Raw genomic sequence first — 19,041 nt, forward strand, 5'->3', positions numbered from 1 at the left:
ATTCAGCGGGTGAGCGTTAGGAGAATTGTCAGCCTGGCGACTTCGCAACATCAGCAGTGCGCGAACCGACCCGCACCACTGCGGCATTGGGCGAGCGCTGGTGCCGCAAGATCCTGCGCGGTATCAGAAGCATCAGCCCGATAATGAAAGCGGCGAAGGCATGCGATAGACGCGTTGAGTCCAGATACGCATTCACCGATAGCGAGAACAGGGTGACGAACAACAGGGCGTAGACGTAATGGTTGGTCATCTTGTCTAGCCAGATGACGCGCAGGAACACAACGGCAAACAGTGCGTAAACGAAGATCCCAAAGCGAAAGAACACGTCGAACAACGAGTTGTGATTAGACACCTGATGCGCGAGAAATCGTGTATCGAGCAGCGGATGCCAGAAGGCATATTCGAAGCTCACGTCACGATAGGGGCCGCCAAATCCGATCCCATGCAGGAATTCGGCAACACCAATCATCGAGCTGGCGCCCTTGAGCATTTCCAGGCGGATCTCGGCGTTGTCATCGACATCCGCCATGCTGGTAGACAGATCCAGGCCCATCAGAAAGAAACCGGCCACTGGCGTTAGCAAGATCACACTCACGACAACCGCCTTGAGCACCGGCTTCGGCGGTTTCAGGAGACAGCAGCCGGCAACCAGCAGAGCGATACCCAAAGGCGTTGTGCGGGTCGAGATGAGAAACATCAGCACCAGGTAAGCCAGCAGCATCGCCAACATCAAACCGCGCTGGCGCGCCTGGAGCGCCAGGCGAATCAGCATGAAGGCTTCCAATACGCCAACTTCGTAGGTGTAGCCGACCTTGACCTGAACAACGAGGTAAACAACGCACAGAAGCAGATAGTGGAACAGCGGCAGATTGGTGATGAAGTTCAGCAGATCATCGCGACAGACGTAGAAGAACCGTAGGCTGAACAGAAACACATAGTAGGAAGAAATCTGCGGCACGATGAAGCTGCGCTCATAGCCATCCACGGTCAGCCAGGAATAGGCGGTGATACCGAGCAGACCGAGCAGCAGCCAGTCAACCAGCGACAAACGCCTATTGATAACCACGGAAAGCAACAAAAGTAGCAGAGAGATCCGCAACGCAATCACGGAGTCAATGAACCCGATCGGGCACAGTGCTACCAGGTAGCCGAGCTTCTTCATCGTTGAGCGCTCTCAGTCGTGCATCAATGCACCGACATCCGTTTCCGGATGTGCCATCCAGGTTTTTTTCTGGCTGGTCTGTAGCCAGATGGCACCCAGGCAAAGCCAACCCCAGGGTGCTCGTCGCTTTGGAGCAGCTACAGGCAAAAGCTTGTCCGTGCCATACGCAGCTTGGTCCTGCCTAGCTGCGCTTCGTTCCGTCGCAATAGCGATATTTCAACGCATTCCGCCGCTGCATCGGAAAGCACACCAACAGCCACCGGCGCCCCTAAAACAGCGCCTCGACGAGTTCGGGGATAAGGTGCTCGCCATGCTCACCCACTGAGGTTTGCTGGAACAGGTTGAAGTCGCCAAAAGCCTGATGTACGACCCAACCGGCGAAATTGTTTGCCTCAGTCTGCACGCGGATCTTGTGCATGAAGTAGGCGCGTGAAGCGACATCCGGCAGTGCGGGGGGTCCGTTGTAGTTGAACTCGGAAACAACGCCGAATTCGCCGGCGATGATCCGCCTGGGATTGATCCCGCTCGAATCAACCCAACGTTGCAACTCTGTCCAGTCCTCCCAGCGCGCTCCATCGTTCCACCACAGGTGATCGATGATGCGCCCGTAACGGCTGATTTCTTCGACCTTGCGCTCGGGCGTCAGCGTTGTATCCGCTTCTATGCGCGCGCTGACGTCCGCCAGCATTTGCACCTTGCCGCCAGCGTAGCGGGTAATCGGCATCGGAACGTTGTACAGGTGCGGCTGGCTGCCAGTGCCCTGATGAGTGAACTCGCCCGGTGCGTAAGGATGGAAAGCGAACATGGTGTTGGCATCGTACTGGCTCAGGTTGAAGTACCCGAGCGCGCCATGCCAGCCGGCTTCCGGTTGTAGAATGATGGTCAGGTTCGGTGCCTTGGAGCGGCAGGCCGAATACCAACCCGGCGCAACTGAGATGTAATAGCTCGGTGCCAGCTGTTCGCCAGGAGGCTCGTTAAGCATCTCCAGCGCAACCTGCTCTTCCGAAAATGATCCGTGAAGGGCGCCGCACAGGGTACCGAGAGCCCTCTCAAAGCGCGCACCTGTCGTCGGCTCGTTAATCACAGCAATGCGCTGCTCCCAGGTAGAAGCCCAGGAAACCTGTACCCGGAAACCGGTTTCTGCCGCGCGACTGATATAGCCGGTCCAGCGCGAAAGGGTGGCCTCCATACTGACCGGCGGGGCCAGGAATTCTTCCAGCGAGATCCAGATCCTCAGCGTGTTGAACCCAGCCTGCTCCAGGGCGTCCAGCCGTGCCTGAGTCAGGCCATAGGCCGGCGCTTCCCAGTTGCTAATCGGCGGACTGACTCCGATTCCCTTGATAGGCCCGCTACGGGTGAATGCAGGTTCACTGGTGTCCGCAACGGCGGCCGGTACGTTTATGAGCAGCGAGACCAAGGCGTATGCATATTCTCGGAAAGCCAACATGGTTCGGTTCCTGAGGCGCATTAATAAGAAGTTGGAAACCGTGCTGATGAAAAGAAACTCTGAAAGTGCTGGCGAATAACCAATCGTCGGAAGTTAAGTGATATTCAAGTGCCATCTTTCGATGACATCCGAGCACATCTTTTTTACCTGAAATCTCTAAACACACCGTTAGGCTTAATTCTTACGAAATATCAAAACAGTGGCGCATGGTCTAAAGCTGTTACCAGGCTGGTGGTCAAGGGAATTCGCGGATATTCCTAACAGACCTAAATGCAACTATTCTCAAGCCCGCAAACGACCAAAGCCAAACCCGCACAGGGTTTCTTCAGGAGAACCTTATTTCTAGTTATATCAATTGAACTAATCGCCGTTCCGATTCGCACACCCTGTTATCCACTCCCGCTACTTTTCCACGGCAATACGCCTGGAAGTATTAGGTCGCAGAGAGCCATCATGTTTGACACCCTTTTTTACCAAACGCGTCGGGCGCTGGTGCTGTCCGTTGCGTCAGCAGTTCTGTGCTGTGCACCCCTTGCAATCACTCAAGCCCACGCAACCACTTCGGTCACTACGGAAACCGCATTTGTTTCCAAGATCAACTCGTTCACCAGTAAAGACTTCTTGCGCGGTATCTGGCGCCAATATGCAGGGCTTTCGGTTCCTGCCACTCAGGCGAGCATCGACGCATTCAAACCCGGCGTACATCTACGCTTCGCCGATGGGCAGTTGCGCGAGATCAGCAAGGTGTTTCGAGTCGGTGTCAACCTCAGCATCTACGTCAAAGGCGGACTCCTTGACGGCAACAAGGTCGGCGCCCCAAACACGGTAAGCACAGTGCCAGCACCGCGCAGCGTGACCTCACCTTCCGCGACGTCAAATCTCTTGTCCACAACGGCCTCTGCCGCTCCTGCATTCATGGCCCGAGGCGACATCAAGGGTATCGACATCACACCGCCAGTGAATGACTGGGAAGCACCCGCCTACGGCATGACCCAGACGCGGCTGACCGCACTGACGGCGGCTGGCTTCAATACCCTGCGCATCTGGATTTCGCTTGACGAATTCCTGGCTCCGCCGGTGAGCATGGAGGCCACTTTGTCGCGTTGGATTGGCTATATAGATCGGGCCGCACAAACCGGATTCCGCGTACATGTTGCCTGGGCCTCGACTTGGGACGAACGCATCGCCCTGGTCAACGAACCAGCTCAGCAAGCTCGCTTTCATTACGCTCTCAACAGGCTCTGCTCAGCCATGGGCAGCTACTTCTCGAAGCAGCAGGTGGCGCTGGAAATGATCAACGAGCCACCGGGAGAACAACTCACCCCGGGCTACTACCGCTCAGCTGCACCGGGATGGTATTCCGCCTGCCGCTCGACCGCTCCGGATATGACCATCATCCTGCAGCCTGAGGCCGGCTGGCATGGCGCTCTGGGTCGCTTCAACCTGAGCGACTTCGACGAAAACACTATGTTCTCCTTCCACCCTTACGCACCGGGCGAGTTCACCCATCAGGGCATAGGAAGCCAACCTCATCTATATAACGTACCGATGCCAATCACTCGCTATGTCGGAGGCAAGACACAGATGTTGGCCGACGTCAGCGCTCGTGTTCATGCAGATCCGCGCTTGAGTTCAGAGCAGAAAAACTCTGAGATAACCCGCTACAGCCGCCTGATCAATGACTTGTGGTATGACAACGGTTCGCGCTGGGAAGACTGGTCCGAGCTAGAACGATGGGTAGTTTCGAGCGGGATCAACCCCAAGCGAATCATCGCCGGAGAATTCGGCGTCGTCTCCGAGTTCAATTACAACGGAACACCTGCCTTGAAAGATGTAGCCTCACGCGCGCACTTCATGCGTAAGATCCGCGAGCAAACCGAAGCAAACCGGTTCGCAGGCTGGGTCGTGCATCAGGCCTTCGGTGACTTCAACGTCTTTCAGCAGAACTCAGTAGGCCAACACGGCGACCGTCTTATCCCTGAACTGACAGAGGCGCTATTTGGTAGTCAGCCGCTGCCGTTAGGCCCGCCAGTTACTGGTCAATAACAGACGCAACGCAGGGGCGACTGCAGAATTCACTCCTGCGTTATCAGCCAGCCTCGGCAGCAACCGCAGCCTCGACGGAACACGCATAGCCGTTGGGGTGCGCGGACTGCCAGCGCCAAGCGTCACGCACCATCTGATCAAGACTGCGCTTGGCTTTCCACCCAAGCTCGAGGGCGGAGAGCGCCGGATCGGCCCAGCACTCGGCTACATCACCGCGCCTGCGATCGACCACTTGATACGGTATGGCGCGCTGGCTTGCACGCTCAAAGGCTGCGATAACCTCCAGAACGCTATGGCCTACGCCAGTACCTAAATTCCAGACTGAAACCCCTCGGCGCTCGCGCAAGGCGTCCAGCGTTTTTACGTGTCCTTCAGCAAGATCCATGACATGAATGTAGTCACGTACGCCGGTGCCGTCTCGGGTCGGGTAGTTGTCGCCAAACACTGAAAGCTCTGCCAGCCGACCGACTGCCACCTGGCTAAGGTAGGGCAGCAGATTGTTGGGAATGCCGTTGGGATCATCACCGATCAGACCGCTTTCATGGGCACCAATTGGGTTGAAATAGCGCAACAGGGCGATGCTCCAACGTGGGTCGCATGCAGCCAGGTCGCGCAACATTTCCTCGACGATCAGCTTGGACCGTCCATAAGGGTTGGTAGGCCAGATGGTGGGAGTAGTTTCGCGCAGCGGCATCTGGCTGGCCTCGCCATAAACCGTAGCGGAAGAACTGAATACCAAGCGATAAACCCCCGCCCGAGCCATAGCTTGGTAAAGCTCGCCACTGCCACCTACATTGGTTGCGTAGTATTCGAGCGGCTTGCGTACGCTCTCGCCAACAGCCTTGAGGCCGGCAAAATGCAGCACGGCAGTAATCGGGTAACAGGCGAAAAGGCTATCTAGCAGAGCAGCGTTACGAATATCGCCGTGCACGAATATGGGCATCCGGCCGCAAAGCGTGGCGACCCGGTGCAGCGACTCGACCGAGCTGTTGCACAGACTGTCCAACACTACTACTTCATAGCCGGCAAGCATGAGCACCAGGGTAGTGTGAGAGCCGATATAGCCGGCTCCTCCTGTCACGAGTATGGTCTCTCTCATCGTTAGTCCTTTGGCCAGCTGTGTCGCCAGCTCGGCAAGCTGATTGGTACGCAGAAGCTATGACCGCCTCGGCTAACAACCTCGTACGCCCCGGTCGCTGGCTATACGGGTCGGTGAGGTCAATGCCGTCGGATACGCGAGAAATGCACAACCCACAGCATGTTGCCCAAGGCAAACTTCCACTCCCGGCCCTTGTGCTCTAGGTTGACCACCCCTGCTGCCGGTGCTGGCGTCGGCGCAATCGACGCGGCAGGAAGAAGCCCCAGCAGTTGGCGACCGGCATAGACGATGAACAGCGAATTGGTGACGAAATAGCGTTTCCATAACCGTCTCGGTTCGCTGCATAACCGGTGAAACCATTCCAGGCCGCCGCGTTGCATCCACATGGGTGCTCGCTTGATGGTTCCGGCGTGGTAGTCGAAAGCAGCGCCCACGCCGATCATCGCGGCCTGAATCCGCCCCTGGTGAGCTGCCATCCACAACTCCTGCTTGGGGCACCCCAACCCGACCCAGACAGTGCCGGCACCCGATGCATTAATGAGGGCTACGATTGCGTCGTCTTCTTCCTGACTGAGCGGTCGATAGGGTGGCGAGTAGGCACCAGCAATACGCAGCGACGGAAAGTTCTGCAGCAACACGCGCTGCAGCGCGTCAAGCGTCTCCTGCTTGCCGCCGAACAGAAAAAGCGACTCATCGCGATGGGCCGCTTCCGCACAGTACCGCCACATCAGGTCCGGGCCGTTAATCCGTTCCTGCCGCACCATGCCCAGCCGGCGCAACATCCAGGCCAGTGGTGCACCGTCGGGCGTCGCCATGTCCGCCTCGTGAATGACCTTGGCGAACGTCGCATCACCGCGCGCTGTCACTAATGAGTGCACATTGCAAATGCACACGTATCGGCTTTCACGCCGGCTTGACCATTGCGCCAGAAGAGACAGTGCCGTATGCCAACTCAGTGCGTTTATTGGCAGTCCGATCACCGAACATACGGATCCGTCGGGCGACTGTTGTTTTCCCATGTAGGTATCCCTCTGCGTTGAAGATGCACATTGCAAGCGTCTAGGCAGGTACCAACCGGTCGGACACAACTCGAGTCACGCCAGAAAGCGTCTGCGTTGGAAATCGATCAGCCCTGTCCGGGCGAGGTGCTGGCGGTAGCGACAAAGCGGGGGCGTGTAGAGGCACGCACGCCCGTTCAACCGGCGATGAGCTCACTCAGTCATCGAGAAGGTTTTCCGCGAATGAGAAGAAGGCAGTTACAGTTGAGCGTGGGTGGTGCTCGCTATCGGTGCTCCAACGCTGGACGCTCGCTGCGACACGCCAGCCCCAGAGAAGTCATCAGCACGATCATCATCACCACCTGATTGAACAAAATGCCAAACATCACGCCGGCTACCCCAAAGTCTGTTACTAGCGCTCGAGCTGCCAGCAGCGCAAAGGTGGTACCCAACACATAGGCAAAGAAGATTGCCCGCGTTTGCTCCAGAGTGCGCAGCCCTGCGCGCAGTGGCAAAGCAAGCGCCACCAGCAGGTAGATCGGCACGTACCATCCCAGCGCCTCAATGCTGACCGGATCGGCGGCACCATAAGCGAGGTTCAGCAAGGGCCTAGAAAATTGGGCCGCCAGCGCCGCGACTAGCCCTGTGCTGGCCAGCAGGGCCAGACCGATCCTCACCAAATAACTGCGCAGAGCAGGGATCCCGCCCTGATGAAAGCGTTGACTGGCCTCGCCCGGCACCACGTTTTCCAGCCCGAGGAAGAAGATATGAGTCAACGCCAACAGGTTCTGCGCGCCCCGGATCGCTCCCACCGCAGCCGGGCCGAGCACGACGCCAGCGATGATTAGAAAATAGTTGTCGGACAGCCACTGCAACAGTGTCGAGCCCAGCAACCATCGCGATGAACGCCAATGTCTAACGGCCACGTCGCGGGTATTCAGCGCCTGCCCTTCAGCCCTAGGCAGCCAGCGTCCGCCCACCAGAATCGACACCAGCATGGCCGCGACGATACTCAATAGAGCCGCCTGGAATGACGGATACACTGCCACCACCATGAGCATTAATGGCAGTTGTGCGCCGTAGGCAATCAGGTCGACATAGAAAGCCCGCTGCGATGCCAGCCGCGAGAAAAGATTGCGTCGTAAAAAATCCTGCAGTTGCAGGAAGACCATGCAGCTGACCAAAGGCAGAGTGGCACCATCAGCAAGCCACTGCGGCCGATAAACGGTCGGAATTAATGACAGCGCCGCGACCAGCAAGGCGGCAAGTGCGATCAGCAGCGTTTGCAGTCTGAATGTCGCGGCGTAGTAGCCGCTGCGCCTGGTGCCGCTCAACTTAGGCGCGATGGACATCATCGGCGAGACAATCAATGCGTTCTGCACGCCCATCACGAACTGCACCGCCATCCAAGCGAGTACAAACAACCCGTATTGCTCGAAACCGAGGTAGCGCACCAGCAGCACACCCATTAGGAAATTGGTGCCACTGACCAGTGCTTGGTCGAGCAGCGCCCAGTTCCATTGCGCGCCTCGTGCTAACAATGTCTTCATTAGACCTCCATGACTCGCCAGCGTAGCGACGGGCAACCGGCGCGATCAGGAGTGCACTGTGCGGTAGTCCAGCCGGTAGCAGCTCTTGCTGTACCCATACCGCGTGGACGTCCGCTCTTCCACTGAATTGAAGATCGCTCCATGTAACTCCGTATTGTTCTGCTCGAAGCGGCGCAAGGCGAGTTCAACCTCGCGTGTGGCAGTAAAATCGAAGCGCAACACCATCAAATTGACCCCAGTGTGCTGACCGATGATCAACGCATCGGATACAGCTAGCAAAGGTGGCGTGTCGATTACGACCAGATCGAAAAGCTCGCCGACGCGCTGTAAAACGTTCTCCAGGATAGGCTGCAGCAATAGTTCTGCAGGCCACAGTGGGGGCTTGCCACGCGGCAGAAAAGACAAATTCTCGACCGCTGTGAGGCGGATCGCCTCCGTCACACTGCTCTGGTTTTGCAGCACTTCAGCGAAGCCATTCTCTTCACTTAGAGCCAACGCTTCGTGCAGATGCCCACGCCGCATGTCTGCATCGATGAGTAACACTCGCTGTCCGGCACGGGCGGCGAGGACCGCAAGATTTAGCGAGATGAAACTTTTCCCCACGGCCGGACTTGGACCGCTGAGCATGATCAGGTTGTTACGTCGGTTCGGCAGGGACAAACGCAGGCAGGTACGCAGGCTGCGGAGGGCCTCTGTGTATGGATCATTTGCGCGCATCAGCACCGCCGGCTGTTTCGCCGTCGCACGATCGTCCACAACACCATCAAGCTGCTTTGCAGAAAACATTGGCACTGCTGCAAGGACCGGCAACCCCAGTCGCTCGATCTCTTCGATGCTCTCGATACTCGGGAAGAGCTTGCGGCGAATGAAGACAATCGCCAACGCCAGACCGAAACCGAAAACCAGACCTCCCAACACCACAAGCTTGCGATTCGGCCAGGCCGGGCTGATGGTGTCCGCTACGGGTTGATCCAGCACATGCACGTTGCCGGCGATCCCATTGCGCATCACTTCCAGCTCCTGGGCGCGGTTCAACATCAACAGATAGATCTCATTGTTGACCTTTACGTCGCGGCTCAAACGAACCAGCTCCTGCTGGGTCTCGGGAAGGGTGCCAATCTTCCTGGCCAATGACTGCTGCTCGAGCGTCAGGCTCTCGATCTGGTTGACCAGCGTCTGATAAGCCGGATGTTCGCTGGTGAAGCGACTCGCTAGCTCCGTCTGCTGCAGCCGCAAGGCTGAGATTTTCGAATCGAGCGCGACCAGCTGATTCAGATAGCCCTCGATCTCAAGGCTGATGTCGACAGAACCCGCCTGTGTTTGGAAGCGGTTCAGCGCCAGTTCCGATTGTTCGAGCTTTGCCCGCATGGCAGGCAACTCTGTGGTGAGGAATTCCAATCCGCTACTGGCATCGGCCGCAGCGCGCTCAATGTTCTGTGCCACGTAGGCTTTCATCACCTCAGCAAGAATGTTGACCGCTCGCTCTGGATCGGTATCTGTGATCGAGAGGAGAAAGATGCCTGAACCTTCCTCCACCTCGTCAATCTCCAGTTGATTTTGCAGTCGCAGCAACGCTGCCAGGCGCGGCTCCTTGGTCAATACGAATTCGCTACCCGGCTCGGCATCGAGCCGGCTGATTTTCAATTGCACCGCATCGTCGGCGCTTTTCGCGCCATGCGGGCCGATGCCGGACAGCAGCTCGCGCCCCTTGGGATCGAACAACTGAAACGCACCATCCTGGCCAATCAGCAGTCTGAGTGGCTGATCGCGCAACTTCTCAGGTACATCCAGTTGCTCAATAAGCGGAAGCTCACTTTGACTTGCATCGAATATGAAATGGCGTGAAAGAAACTCACCGATAACTGGGATTGCCTTCGGCCGAACCGAGATATCCAGTTCCAAGGCGTCCACGGCCGCCCCGAGCACGGCGGCCGACTTCATCACATGCGTCTGAGCAATGGCGGGCGGGACATTCAGTGCAACGCTTTCGTGGCGCTCGGAGAAGCTCGCAGCGCCAGGGCTCTTCGGCTCGACCTCAAGCATCGATATCGCTTCAAACAAGGGCCTCGCAGACAGCAAATAGGCTAGCGCGAGGGCTCCAAACAGCCCCGTAATGAGCGTGATGAACCGCCAGTTATCTATAACAATGGCAAGTATCTGAACCGGGTTGATTTCCTGCCCATCTTCTTCACTCCTGTTTGAAGACTTGTCCGTATACATAGAATTTTCCTTTATCAACCCAACCACTAACGTTCATTCGCCTTTTTTCAGCCAAGGCTACCGCAAGACCGCTACCCATTAACGGGGCGGACAGTTAACAAACAAACGAAACGCTATCCAAATAAAGCTAAATATATTCGCCGATTATCGATAAGCGATAACTACGTTCCGTAGCTGACTTGTCAAAGCCAAGCCCGACAGGCTTATGCGACTAGACAATCCCATCCGGACGCTCTATGGCTTGGCTTGGTACTCGCGCCACTCAAGGCCAACAAGCTAAATGCATGGCTACCGCAGGGTCCGCCTAAAAACTACGGAGCTGATATTTTAATGCCACCTTGAATTCTCAACCGCCCTTTTACCGAAGCGGCACCTGCCTCAACCTAACTCAAAACAAAATTATGCAGATGCAATGCCAATTCTATAAACATATGAATCCTGCTTGTAGAGCCATTGAACAGTGCTCAAAACGGCCAGGACGGTGCATTTTTCTATATTTATGTTTCAATTTTGTGCACGCACTACAGCCGGCGGAAGGATAACAACAGAGCAAAACCAAACAATCAATCTTTAGAGCGAGTATACAAGCCCTAGTTAATACCAATATAAGACTCACGATTAATACCACCGAAACTAGAATCCGATGCTGTTAGACAGAAATCAACCATCTTCTTGCGGTCGCAGCAGATTCACCAGAGCGTCGTAACAGATGTACAGATAACTTGGACTTAACTATCAAAAAAACAAACGGGATAACACTTAGCTACCGAGCGCACCGGTTGAGGTCCCGCCTGAGCTTGATTCGCCGGCTGAAGCGGTTCCTTGCGTGCCAACAGGCCGATCAGCACGCCCACCCGCCTCGATCCAGGCCGATCGAGACCATCCAAAGTGAACTTACCCCCCAACGGCACGATCCCCATTAATGCACAGTCAGAGCGAGCCAGGCAGCAGGCGCATCCGCGCGATGCATCAGGCCCGGATCGCCCAGCGATGAGGATGCCTCCGTGACCGTTATCACCCACAGCACGCACCACACGACACACAGTATTTCCCGTCATGTACCGAGCCCGGTTCACGCGACGTTGCTCGCAGGGACCGTTCCGCTGTTTCTAGGCGGCCTGCTAAGTGATATCGCCTACTTCCAGACCTATGAGATTCAGTGGACCAATTTCGCGTCGTGGCTGGTTGCTGGCGGCCTGGTTTTCTGCGGATTGGCGATCGTGTTCGCGCTGGTTAATCTGGTCAAAGCCACGCATAAGAATGGGCGGCCGCTGATCTATCTGCTGTTGCTGGTCGCCACTTGGGTGCTGGGCTTTTTCAACGCGCTGGTACACGCCAAGGACGCCTGGGCGAGCATGCCATCCGGCCTGATCCTGTCAGTGATCGTGACACTTCTGGCCTGCGCGGCGACCTGGATCGGCTTTACCAATCTACGTTCGGGAGGTGAAGCATGAACTACGCAGGCCCACTGAGCGCCCTGACCGTGGCGCTGTTCTTGAGCGCCTGCGGCGGCGCGGAGCAGGACATCGCCTCGGTAAAAGGCGAAAACCCCAGACTAGACAAGCCTCAGCGCGGACTGTTGCCCAGCATGACGATTGCTGACCCTGTCGGCTGGGGCGATAGAAAGCCAACCGTTCCCGAGGGTTTCACGGTGAGCGCGATCGCGACCGATCTGCAAATCCCACGGCAGACCCTCGTATTGCCGAACGGAGACATCCTTGTGGCCGAAGGCCGCGGAGGCAATGCGCCCAAGCTCAGGCCTAAGGATGTGATCGCCGGTTACATCAAGGCAAAGGGCACGACTTCGGTCAAAAGCGGCAATCGCCTGACCCTGCTACGGGATGCGGATGGCGATGGCGTGTATGAACTGCAGAAAGTGTTTGCGGACGACCTAAACGCGCCGTATGGCCTGGCGCTGGCCAACGGCAACCTCTACGTCGCCAATCAGGATGCGCTGGTGCGCTTCGAGTATCAGGAAGGTCAGACCGAGGCCAGTGGCGAGCCGGTGAAGGTCACCGACCTGCCCTACCGGATCAACCATCACTGGACCAAAGCACTGACGGCGAGCCCGGACGGACGCTTCCTGTATGTGGGCATTGGTTCGAACAGCAACATCACCGAACGCGGGATGGAGGCTGAAGTCGACCGGGCGATGATCTGGCAGATCAATGCGGAGACAGGTGCGCACAAGCCTTACGCCACGGGCCTGCGCAACCCAACAGCACTGACGTTTCGCCCCGACACGGACCAGCTGTGGGCGGTGGTGAACGAGCGGGACGAACTTGGACCGAACCTGGTCCCCGACTACCTCACGTCGGTACAGGAAGGCGGCTTCTACGGCTGGCCCTATAGCTACTGGGGCCAACATGTCGACGAGCGCGTGCGCCCACAAGACCCGGATTTGGTCGCCAGGGCGATCAAACCCGACTATGCGCTAGGCCCACACGTGGCGGCGCTGGGCGTGGACTTCTCGTCACCAGTCATGGGTGAAAAATTCGCCGAAGGCGTGTTCGTCGGCGAGCACGGCAGCTGGAATCGCGAAGATCCGTCCGGTTATCAAGTGGTGTTCGTGCCCTTCAGGAACGGAAAACCCTCGGGCGAACCGGTGGATTTCGTGACCGGGTTTCGCACCGCCGAAGGAACGCACGGCAGGCCGGTGGGCGTGACGGTCGATCCGAAGGGGGCGCTCATCGTCGCGGACGACTTGGCTAACATCGTATGGCGGGTGACCCGGACACAGTAGTGCCCACGACCGGCTGCGCTGGGCGAGACGGCCAACACAGGTTCCAGCACAGCTCGAATGGCCCCAGTGCGGTTTTACTGGGGCCTGATTTTTGGAGACAGACGGCGATGAAAAAGCTTTCGTTGCAGATCCTTAGCGCTGTGGCTGCCGGCGCGGCTTCCCTCGCCATTGCCGCACCCGCTACGGTTGAGAAGAGCCAGTGGCCATTTAGCGTGACGCCACGAGCCAGCTTCTCCGAACCCTGGGCCATGACCTTTCTGCCGGACGGCACGGCATTGGTCACGGAAAAGCGCGGTGCGCTCAAGCACGTCGACGTAAAGACCGGAACGGTTCATGAGATCACCGGCGTGCCAGAGGTGGCCTATGGCGGTCAGGGCGGGCTGGGTGACGTCATCCTTCATCCGGATTTCGCACAAAACAACGTCATCTACCTCAGCTATGCCGAGCATGGTGAGGACGGCAACCGGGGCGCAGCGGTCACCCGCGCAACCCTGAAGCGGAGCGCCGACGGCGGCGAGCTGTTAGACCCTAAAGTGATCTGGCGACAGTCGCCCAAGGTTTCCGGCAAAGGCCATTACGGGCATCGTCTCGCATTCGGCCCGGACGGCAAGTTGTGGATCACCTCCGGGGAGCGGCAGAAATTCACGCCTGCGCAGGACATGAACGCCAATCTCGGCAAAGTGATCCGCCTGAACGAAGACGGCAGCGTGCCGGCTGACAATCCGTTCGCGGACAAAGGCGGCGTGACGGCGCAGATCTGGTCGCTCGGGCATCGCAATCCTTTGGGCATCGCCTTCGATGGGCAGGGTCGCCTGTGGGAACACGAGATGGGCCCGGAAGGCGGCGATGAGTTCAACCTGATCCAGAAAGGCGGCAACTACGGTTATCCCGAAGTCTCCAACGGCAACCACTACGGCGGCCGCCCGATTCCCGATCACGACACGCGCCCCGAGTTCATCGCGCCGAAGATTTCCTGGACGCCGGTGATCTCCCCGGCTGGCCTGATCATTTACGACGGCGAACGGTTTACCGACTGGAAAGGTGATGCGTTTATCGGCGGCCTGTCGGCCGAGGCTTTGGTCCGTGTCACTTTGAACGGCGAAGAAGCCAGCGAGGCCGCTCGCTACGACATGGGCGCGCGCATTCGCGAAGTCGAGCAAGGCCCGGACGGCAGCATCTGGCTGCTGGAAGATGGGGATGGGGGGCGTTTGCTGGAGCTCAGCCCGAAATAGGTTCAATCTATGCGGGGCCGCTTCAGGCGGCTTCGTCCAGCCAGCCAAACCAATCAATCAATCAATCAATCACCTGTAGTCAAAATGCCCAGTCCGTTCTTCCTCGTGTTTATAGCGCTACTGGTGCTATTCCCATTGCTCGCGCCCTGGAAGAGACCGTTTGGTGTGGCATGGCTCGTAATTTGGTTTGGTTTGTGGCTCTGTTTGTTCGCACGCCTCGAATACGAAACAGGCCGCTTAGCGACAGGTAACGTCTCGATCGAACTAGGGCTAGGCATTCCTCTACTCACTGCAAGCAGCCTGATGCGGCTCGTCTTACGAGGACTGCTTTACCTCTGTTGTTCCAAGAAAACAGCGATACCACAGTAACCAGCCACGTTACGCACGTAGCTGCTACGGTCTGAGGAGGCTATCCACACCAAATCCGCTCGTAACGCCCTCGTAACAATCCCCGCCTAGCGTGTTTCGGCCAAACCCCATCGCCAATCGCCGAGGCTCGCATGAGAACACCGACCCGCCTGACCCGTACCGCGCTATCCACTGCGTTAACACTGGCCTTGCTGCCGCTCGCCTCTCAAGCTGCCTCATCGCGCGCCGCGGAATACTTCGAGCGGGTTGCAACGTTTCCGGTGTACAGCAACCTCGGTGCGGACGAAGACGCCTCCCGCGAGACCGTCGCTGAGATCACCGCTGTCAGCCGCGACGGCCGTACGCTGATCTACACCGACAGCCCCGGCGAGCGGATCGGTCTGGTCGACATTCATGACCCGAAATCGCCAAAGCCTGCAGGCTTCGTGAAGCTCGAAGGCGAGCCGACCTCGGTCGCAGTGCATCACCACTTTGTACTGGTGGCGGTCAACACTTCGGCCAGCTTTGCCCAGCCCGACGGTGTGCTGGCGGTGTTCGACATTCGCAACCCCGCCCAGCCCAAGCGCGTCGCCACGTTGCCCATGGGTGGCCAACCGGATTCCATCGCCGTCAGCCCGAAGGGCCGTTATGCCGCCGTGGTGATCGAGAACGAGCGTGACGAGGATCTGAACAACGGCCTGCTCCCGCAGCTGCCGGGCGGCTTTCTGCAGATCGTCGATCTCAAGGGCCAGCCGTCGCGATGGACTACGCGCGACGTGAGCCTGACGGGCCTAGCCGAAGTAGCACCGGAGGATCCGGAGCCGGAATACGTCAGCATCAACGACCAAGACGTTGCGGCCGTCACGCTGCAGGAGAACAACCACATCGTGCTGGTCGACCTGCGTAGCGGTCGGGTGATCCGACACTTCACCGCCGGCCAGGTCGATCTTGAAGGCGTGGACGTTGAGGAGAACGACCGCATCGAGCCGGTGGGCGTCCTTAAAGGCAAACGCCGCGAGCCGGATTCCATCGCGTGGCTCGGTGCGCTGCTGGCCACTGCCAACGAAGGCGATTATGAGGATGCAAACGGCGAGGAAGGTGGCAGTCGCGGATTCACCCTCTTCGACTACAACGGCCAAGTCTGGCACGACGCCGGAGTCTCGATGGAACACGCCTTCATCCGCGCGGGCCACTATCCGGAGAATCGCTCGAAGAACAAAGGCATCGAGCCGGAAGGCATCGCGGCGGGGAGCTTCCACAAGCAGGATTTTCTCTTCGTCGGAAGCGAGCGCGGCAATGCCGTCGCGGTGTACGACGTCGCGCGCCCTTGGGCACCCGTGATGCATCAGTTGTTGCCGGCCGGCATGGGCCCCGAAGGCATCCTGCCGATCCCGGCGCGCAACTTACTGGTGGTCAGCAGTGAAGAAGACTCGGCCGAAGACGGCTATCGCTCGACGATTTCGATTTATCAGTACGGCGCCGGGACTGCGAATTATCCGGAGATCCGCTCCAGCGATAGCGATCTGATCCCCTGGGGAGCGCTCAGCGGCCTGGTTGCGGACGGTACGCAGATTGATCGCCTGTATGCCGTACCGGATAGCTACTACAAGGCCTCCCGGATCTTCCACATCGACACCAGTCAAACACCTGCAGTCATCGACGGGCAGACCGAACTGCGCAAGGACGGCGAGACCGTCAACTATGACCTTGAAGGCATTGCCCGAGCCAACAATGGCGACTTCTGGTTGGCCTCCGAAGGCAACGGCAAGGCCAAGCCGAACCTGCTGATCCATGCCAATTCAAAAGGCGACGTGCTGGCCGAATACGCGCTCCCGAAAGCCGTCTCGGCACAGCGCACCAGCAATGGATTCGAAGGCGTATCGGTGGTCGGCGAAGGCGCCAGCACCCGCGTGTATGTGGCCTTCCAGCGCGAGTGGAAGAACGACCCGGCCGGCAAGGTGCGTATCGGCGTATTCAATCCGAGCAGCGGCGAATGGGGCTTCGTCCATTACCCGCTCGACCCGGCTGTCGAAGGCGGCTGGGTCGGGTTGTCCGAGCTGACGTCCATCGGTAACGGTCAGTTCCTGGTCATCGAACGTGACAACCAGCAAGGCCCGGCAGCGCAAATCAAGCGCCTGTACCGCATCGACCTGACCGGCGTGCAGCCCATAGCCGAAGGCCAGAGCTTCCCAGTGGTGAGCAAGCATCTGGAGCGCGATCTGCTGCCTGATCTGCAGAGCACTGGCGGCTGGGTGCTGGACAAGGTCGAAGGCGCGGCAGTCGACAAACAGGGCCGTCTGTTCGTCGTCACTGACAACGATGGCGTGGAAGACGCCAGCGGCGAGACGCGCTTCATGCGCCTCGGCACAATCAAGCGCTGAGATTGCCTGCGGAGCGGCAATCCCGCTCCGCAGCAGCGCTCAGCTTTCGCGAGCGCGCTTGATGCGGTGATCCCAACGGCGCTTGGCGAAGCGGCGCATGTTCGGGATGTCGTCCGTTTCGTCCATGATCGGCTGGCCGATGATGGTTTCCATGATGTCTTCTAGCGTCACCAGGCCGCGCCAGCTGCCGAACTCGTCGTAGACCAGGCACATATGCTGACGCTCGTGCAGTAGCTGGGTCATGAGGTTCTCGACACTGGTCAGCTCCGGCGAAACCTTCACCGGCTTCATGATCGAAGAGACCGGGGCTTCGTCGTCCGTCGCTGACAGCGCGTCATAGCGGAACACGACACCCAGCGGGCTCTCGTTGTCGCCAATCACCGGGTAGCGCGAAAACTGGCTGTCAGCAACCTGCTCTTTGAATGCGCCGATGCTGGTCTCTGGCGCCGTATGGTCGCAAACCGTTCGCGGCGTCATCACGTCGCGGACCTTGATCTCGTGCAGGTCGAGGATATTCCTGATGACGCGCTGCTCGTCCTCGTCGAGGCTTTTGTTCTCGCGTCCTAGCACCGTCAGCGCCTTGATTTCCTGGCGGATGTCGTGCTCCGGCTCCTTGCCGCCGACCAGCCGCATGATCATGTCGGACAGGTAGATGAACGGCTTCAGGATCCAGATCATGCCACTCAGCACCGGCGGCAGGAACGGCGCCAGGGTGCGCCAGTAACGGGCACCGATGGTCTTGGGCAGGATTTCCGAGAGCACCAGGATCAGCACCGTCATCACCGCTGAAGCGATTCCGACGTAGCCGTTGCCAAACACCACGGTGACCTGAGCGCCAACGCCGGTCGCGCCGACGGTATGGGCAACGGTGTTCAAGGTCAGGATCGCCGCAAGTGGCTGGTCGACTTTGTCTTTGAGCTGTTTCAAGCGCTCGTAAAGCTTCGGACGGGACGTCTTCTGGTGTGCGATGAAGCTAGGCGTCAGCGAGAGCAGCGCAGCTTCCAGGATCGAGCAGATGAATGAAACGAGGATGGATAAGACAGCGAACGCTATCAGGAGGGTCATGTAAGGGAGGTTTCGTTGCCAATGGCAGGCCAATTTACAGCAAAGCTGCCCGGGGTTAGCTGATGACCGCGATGGGCTTGCAACATTTGATTTCCCCATTCGAACGCTCGCGCAGGACACTGATTTCGACAGCAGCCTTCAAGGGAGTTCACGACCACGGAACGGGCCAGCGAGCCAACCCGTCTGCCTAGATACTCCTCACACTTGTTTCCCGACACACTCCTCGGCTAGGGTGCGGCCCTCGATGAGACAGCCCTTCAGGAGCATTGCAGATTGATCAGAACAGGGATGTTGGCGCTGGGTTTGCTGTTGGCGCTACCGACACAGGCAGCCGAACAGCGGGTCTATTTGGTGGCCACGATGCAGCTCGACGGCTCCAGCCTGGCACAGAGCATTTTCTTGCATGAACCAGGCATCACCGAACTGGAAGGCTGCCGCGAAGCGGTGCGCGCGGGCCAGCGCGACCGTGACTGGCAAAAATACCATCACATTTTCCGCAGCGACCGCTTCAAGGGTTTCTCCGGCCACATGCAATACCGCTGCGCAACCAGTGAACAGCAATTCAGCAGCTGGCAAGACGGCCCACGTTACAACCGGTCGTACCTGATTGGCGTCGACGAACATTCGAAGCTCAACGTAGAACGGACCTCGAGCCAGGCCCAATGCATGACGCAGCTACGGGCGTTGCCGGCTGCCCGGCAGGCGCATCGCTTCTGCGCCATGGGCAACCAGCAGATCATGCCCTGAGCC

13 protein-coding genes are annotated in these 19,041 nt (G+C 58.4%); 6 read left to right on the forward strand and 7 right to left on the reverse strand.

What is annotated here, in order from left to right; translation table 11 throughout:
* Window positions 1-28: 28 nt before the first annotated feature.
* Both ACQKIK_RS07080 and ACQKIK_RS07085 read right to left on the reverse strand, forming a co-directional pair.
* Window positions 29-1,162, reverse strand: a complete 1,134-nt coding sequence (locus ACQKIK_RS07080) for an O-antigen ligase family protein (RefSeq protein WP_499135365.1) — start codon at window positions 1,160-1,162, stop codon at window positions 29-31.
* A gap of 268 nt (window positions 1,163-1,430) precedes the next feature.
* Complete coding sequence (locus tag ACQKIK_RS07085) at window positions 1,431-2,609, reverse strand: cellulase family glycosylhydrolase (protein ID WP_499135367.1); 1,179 nt, start codon at window positions 2,607-2,609, stop codon at window positions 1,431-1,433.
* A gap of 270 nt (window positions 2,610-2,879) precedes the next feature.
* On the opposite strand from ACQKIK_RS07085, the gene ACQKIK_RS07090 reads away from it, so the two are divergent.
* Window positions 2,880-4,655 (forward strand): cellulase family glycosylhydrolase, encoded by a 1,776-nt coding sequence (locus ACQKIK_RS07090; RefSeq protein ID WP_499135368.1) that lies wholly within the window; start codon window positions 2,880-2,882, stop codon window positions 4,653-4,655.
* A gap of 43 nt (window positions 4,656-4,698) precedes the next feature.
* Here ACQKIK_RS07090 and galE read toward each other — a convergent pair whose 3' ends face one another.
* From galE to ACQKIK_RS07110, 4 genes are all read right to left on the reverse strand, one after another.
* Window positions 4,699-5,754 (reverse strand): UDP-glucose 4-epimerase GalE, encoded by a 1,056-nt coding sequence (galE, locus tag ACQKIK_RS07095; RefSeq protein ID WP_499135369.1) that lies wholly within the window; start codon window positions 5,752-5,754, stop codon window positions 4,699-4,701.
* Between the two features lie 119 nt (window positions 5,755-5,873).
* Window positions 5,874-6,773: a WecB/TagA/CpsF family glycosyltransferase gene (locus ACQKIK_RS07100; protein WP_499135370.1), complete on the reverse strand. Its 900-nt coding sequence runs from the start codon at window positions 6,771-6,773 to the stop codon at window positions 5,874-5,876.
* A 263-nt stretch (window positions 6,774-7,036) separates the two neighbouring features.
* The gene (locus ACQKIK_RS07105) at window positions 7,037-8,302 is read right to left on the reverse strand and encodes an MATE family efflux transporter (protein ID WP_499135371.1); all 1,266 of its coding nucleotides are present in this window, start codon (window positions 8,300-8,302) and stop codon (window positions 7,037-7,039) included.
* 45 nt (window positions 8,303-8,347) lie between these two features.
* On the reverse strand, window positions 8,348-10,522 hold the full coding sequence (locus ACQKIK_RS07110) for a polysaccharide biosynthesis tyrosine autokinase (protein WP_499135372.1): 2,175 nt from the start codon (window positions 10,520-10,522) through the stop codon (window positions 8,348-8,350).
* A 1,004-nt stretch (window positions 10,523-11,526) separates the two neighbouring features.
* On the opposite strand from ACQKIK_RS07110, the gene ACQKIK_RS07115 reads away from it, so the two are divergent.
* The 4 genes from ACQKIK_RS07115 (at window position 11,527) to ACQKIK_RS07130 (ending at window position 17,226) form a co-directional block, all read left to right on the forward strand.
* A complete protein-coding gene (locus ACQKIK_RS07115) occupies window positions 11,527-11,976 on the forward strand; it encodes a DUF2231 domain-containing protein (protein ID WP_499135374.1) in 450 nt (149 codons plus the stop codon).
* Complete coding sequence (locus ACQKIK_RS07120) at window positions 11,973-13,265, forward strand: PQQ-dependent sugar dehydrogenase (protein WP_499135375.1); 1,293 nt, start codon at window positions 11,973-11,975, stop codon at window positions 13,263-13,265. The genes ACQKIK_RS07115 and ACQKIK_RS07120 overlap by 4 nt, the downstream gene beginning before the upstream one ends.
* Window positions 13,266-13,372: 107 nt before the next feature.
* A complete protein-coding gene (locus ACQKIK_RS07125; protein ID WP_499135377.1) occupies window positions 13,373-14,497 on the forward strand; it encodes a PQQ-dependent sugar dehydrogenase in 1,125 nt (374 codons plus the stop codon).
* Window positions 14,498-14,997: 500 nt separating this feature from the next.
* Complete coding sequence (locus tag ACQKIK_RS07130) at window positions 14,998-17,226, forward strand: esterase-like activity of phytase family protein (RefSeq protein ID WP_499135380.1); 2,229 nt, start codon at window positions 14,998-15,000, stop codon at window positions 17,224-17,226.
* 39 nt (window positions 17,227-17,265) lie between these two features.
* On the opposite strand, the gene ACQKIK_RS07135 is transcribed toward ACQKIK_RS07130, so the two are convergent.
* Window positions 17,266-18,291, reverse strand: a complete 1,026-nt coding sequence (locus ACQKIK_RS07135; protein ID WP_045424555.1) for a CNNM domain-containing protein — start codon at window positions 18,289-18,291, stop codon at window positions 17,266-17,268.
* Between the two features lie 288 nt (window positions 18,292-18,579).
* On the opposite strand from ACQKIK_RS07135, the gene ACQKIK_RS07140 reads away from it, so the two are divergent.
* The gene (locus ACQKIK_RS07140) at window positions 18,580-19,038 is read left to right on the forward strand and encodes a hypothetical protein (RefSeq protein ID WP_045424554.1); all 459 of its coding nucleotides are present in this window, start codon (window positions 18,580-18,582) and stop codon (window positions 19,036-19,038) included.
* The last annotated feature ends 3 nt before the right edge of the window (window positions 19,039-19,041 follow it).

Source organism: Pseudomonas sp. NPDC047961, from assembly GCF_050272435.1.
Lineage (GTDB): Bacteria > Pseudomonadota > Gammaproteobacteria > Pseudomonadales > Pseudomonadaceae > Stutzerimonas.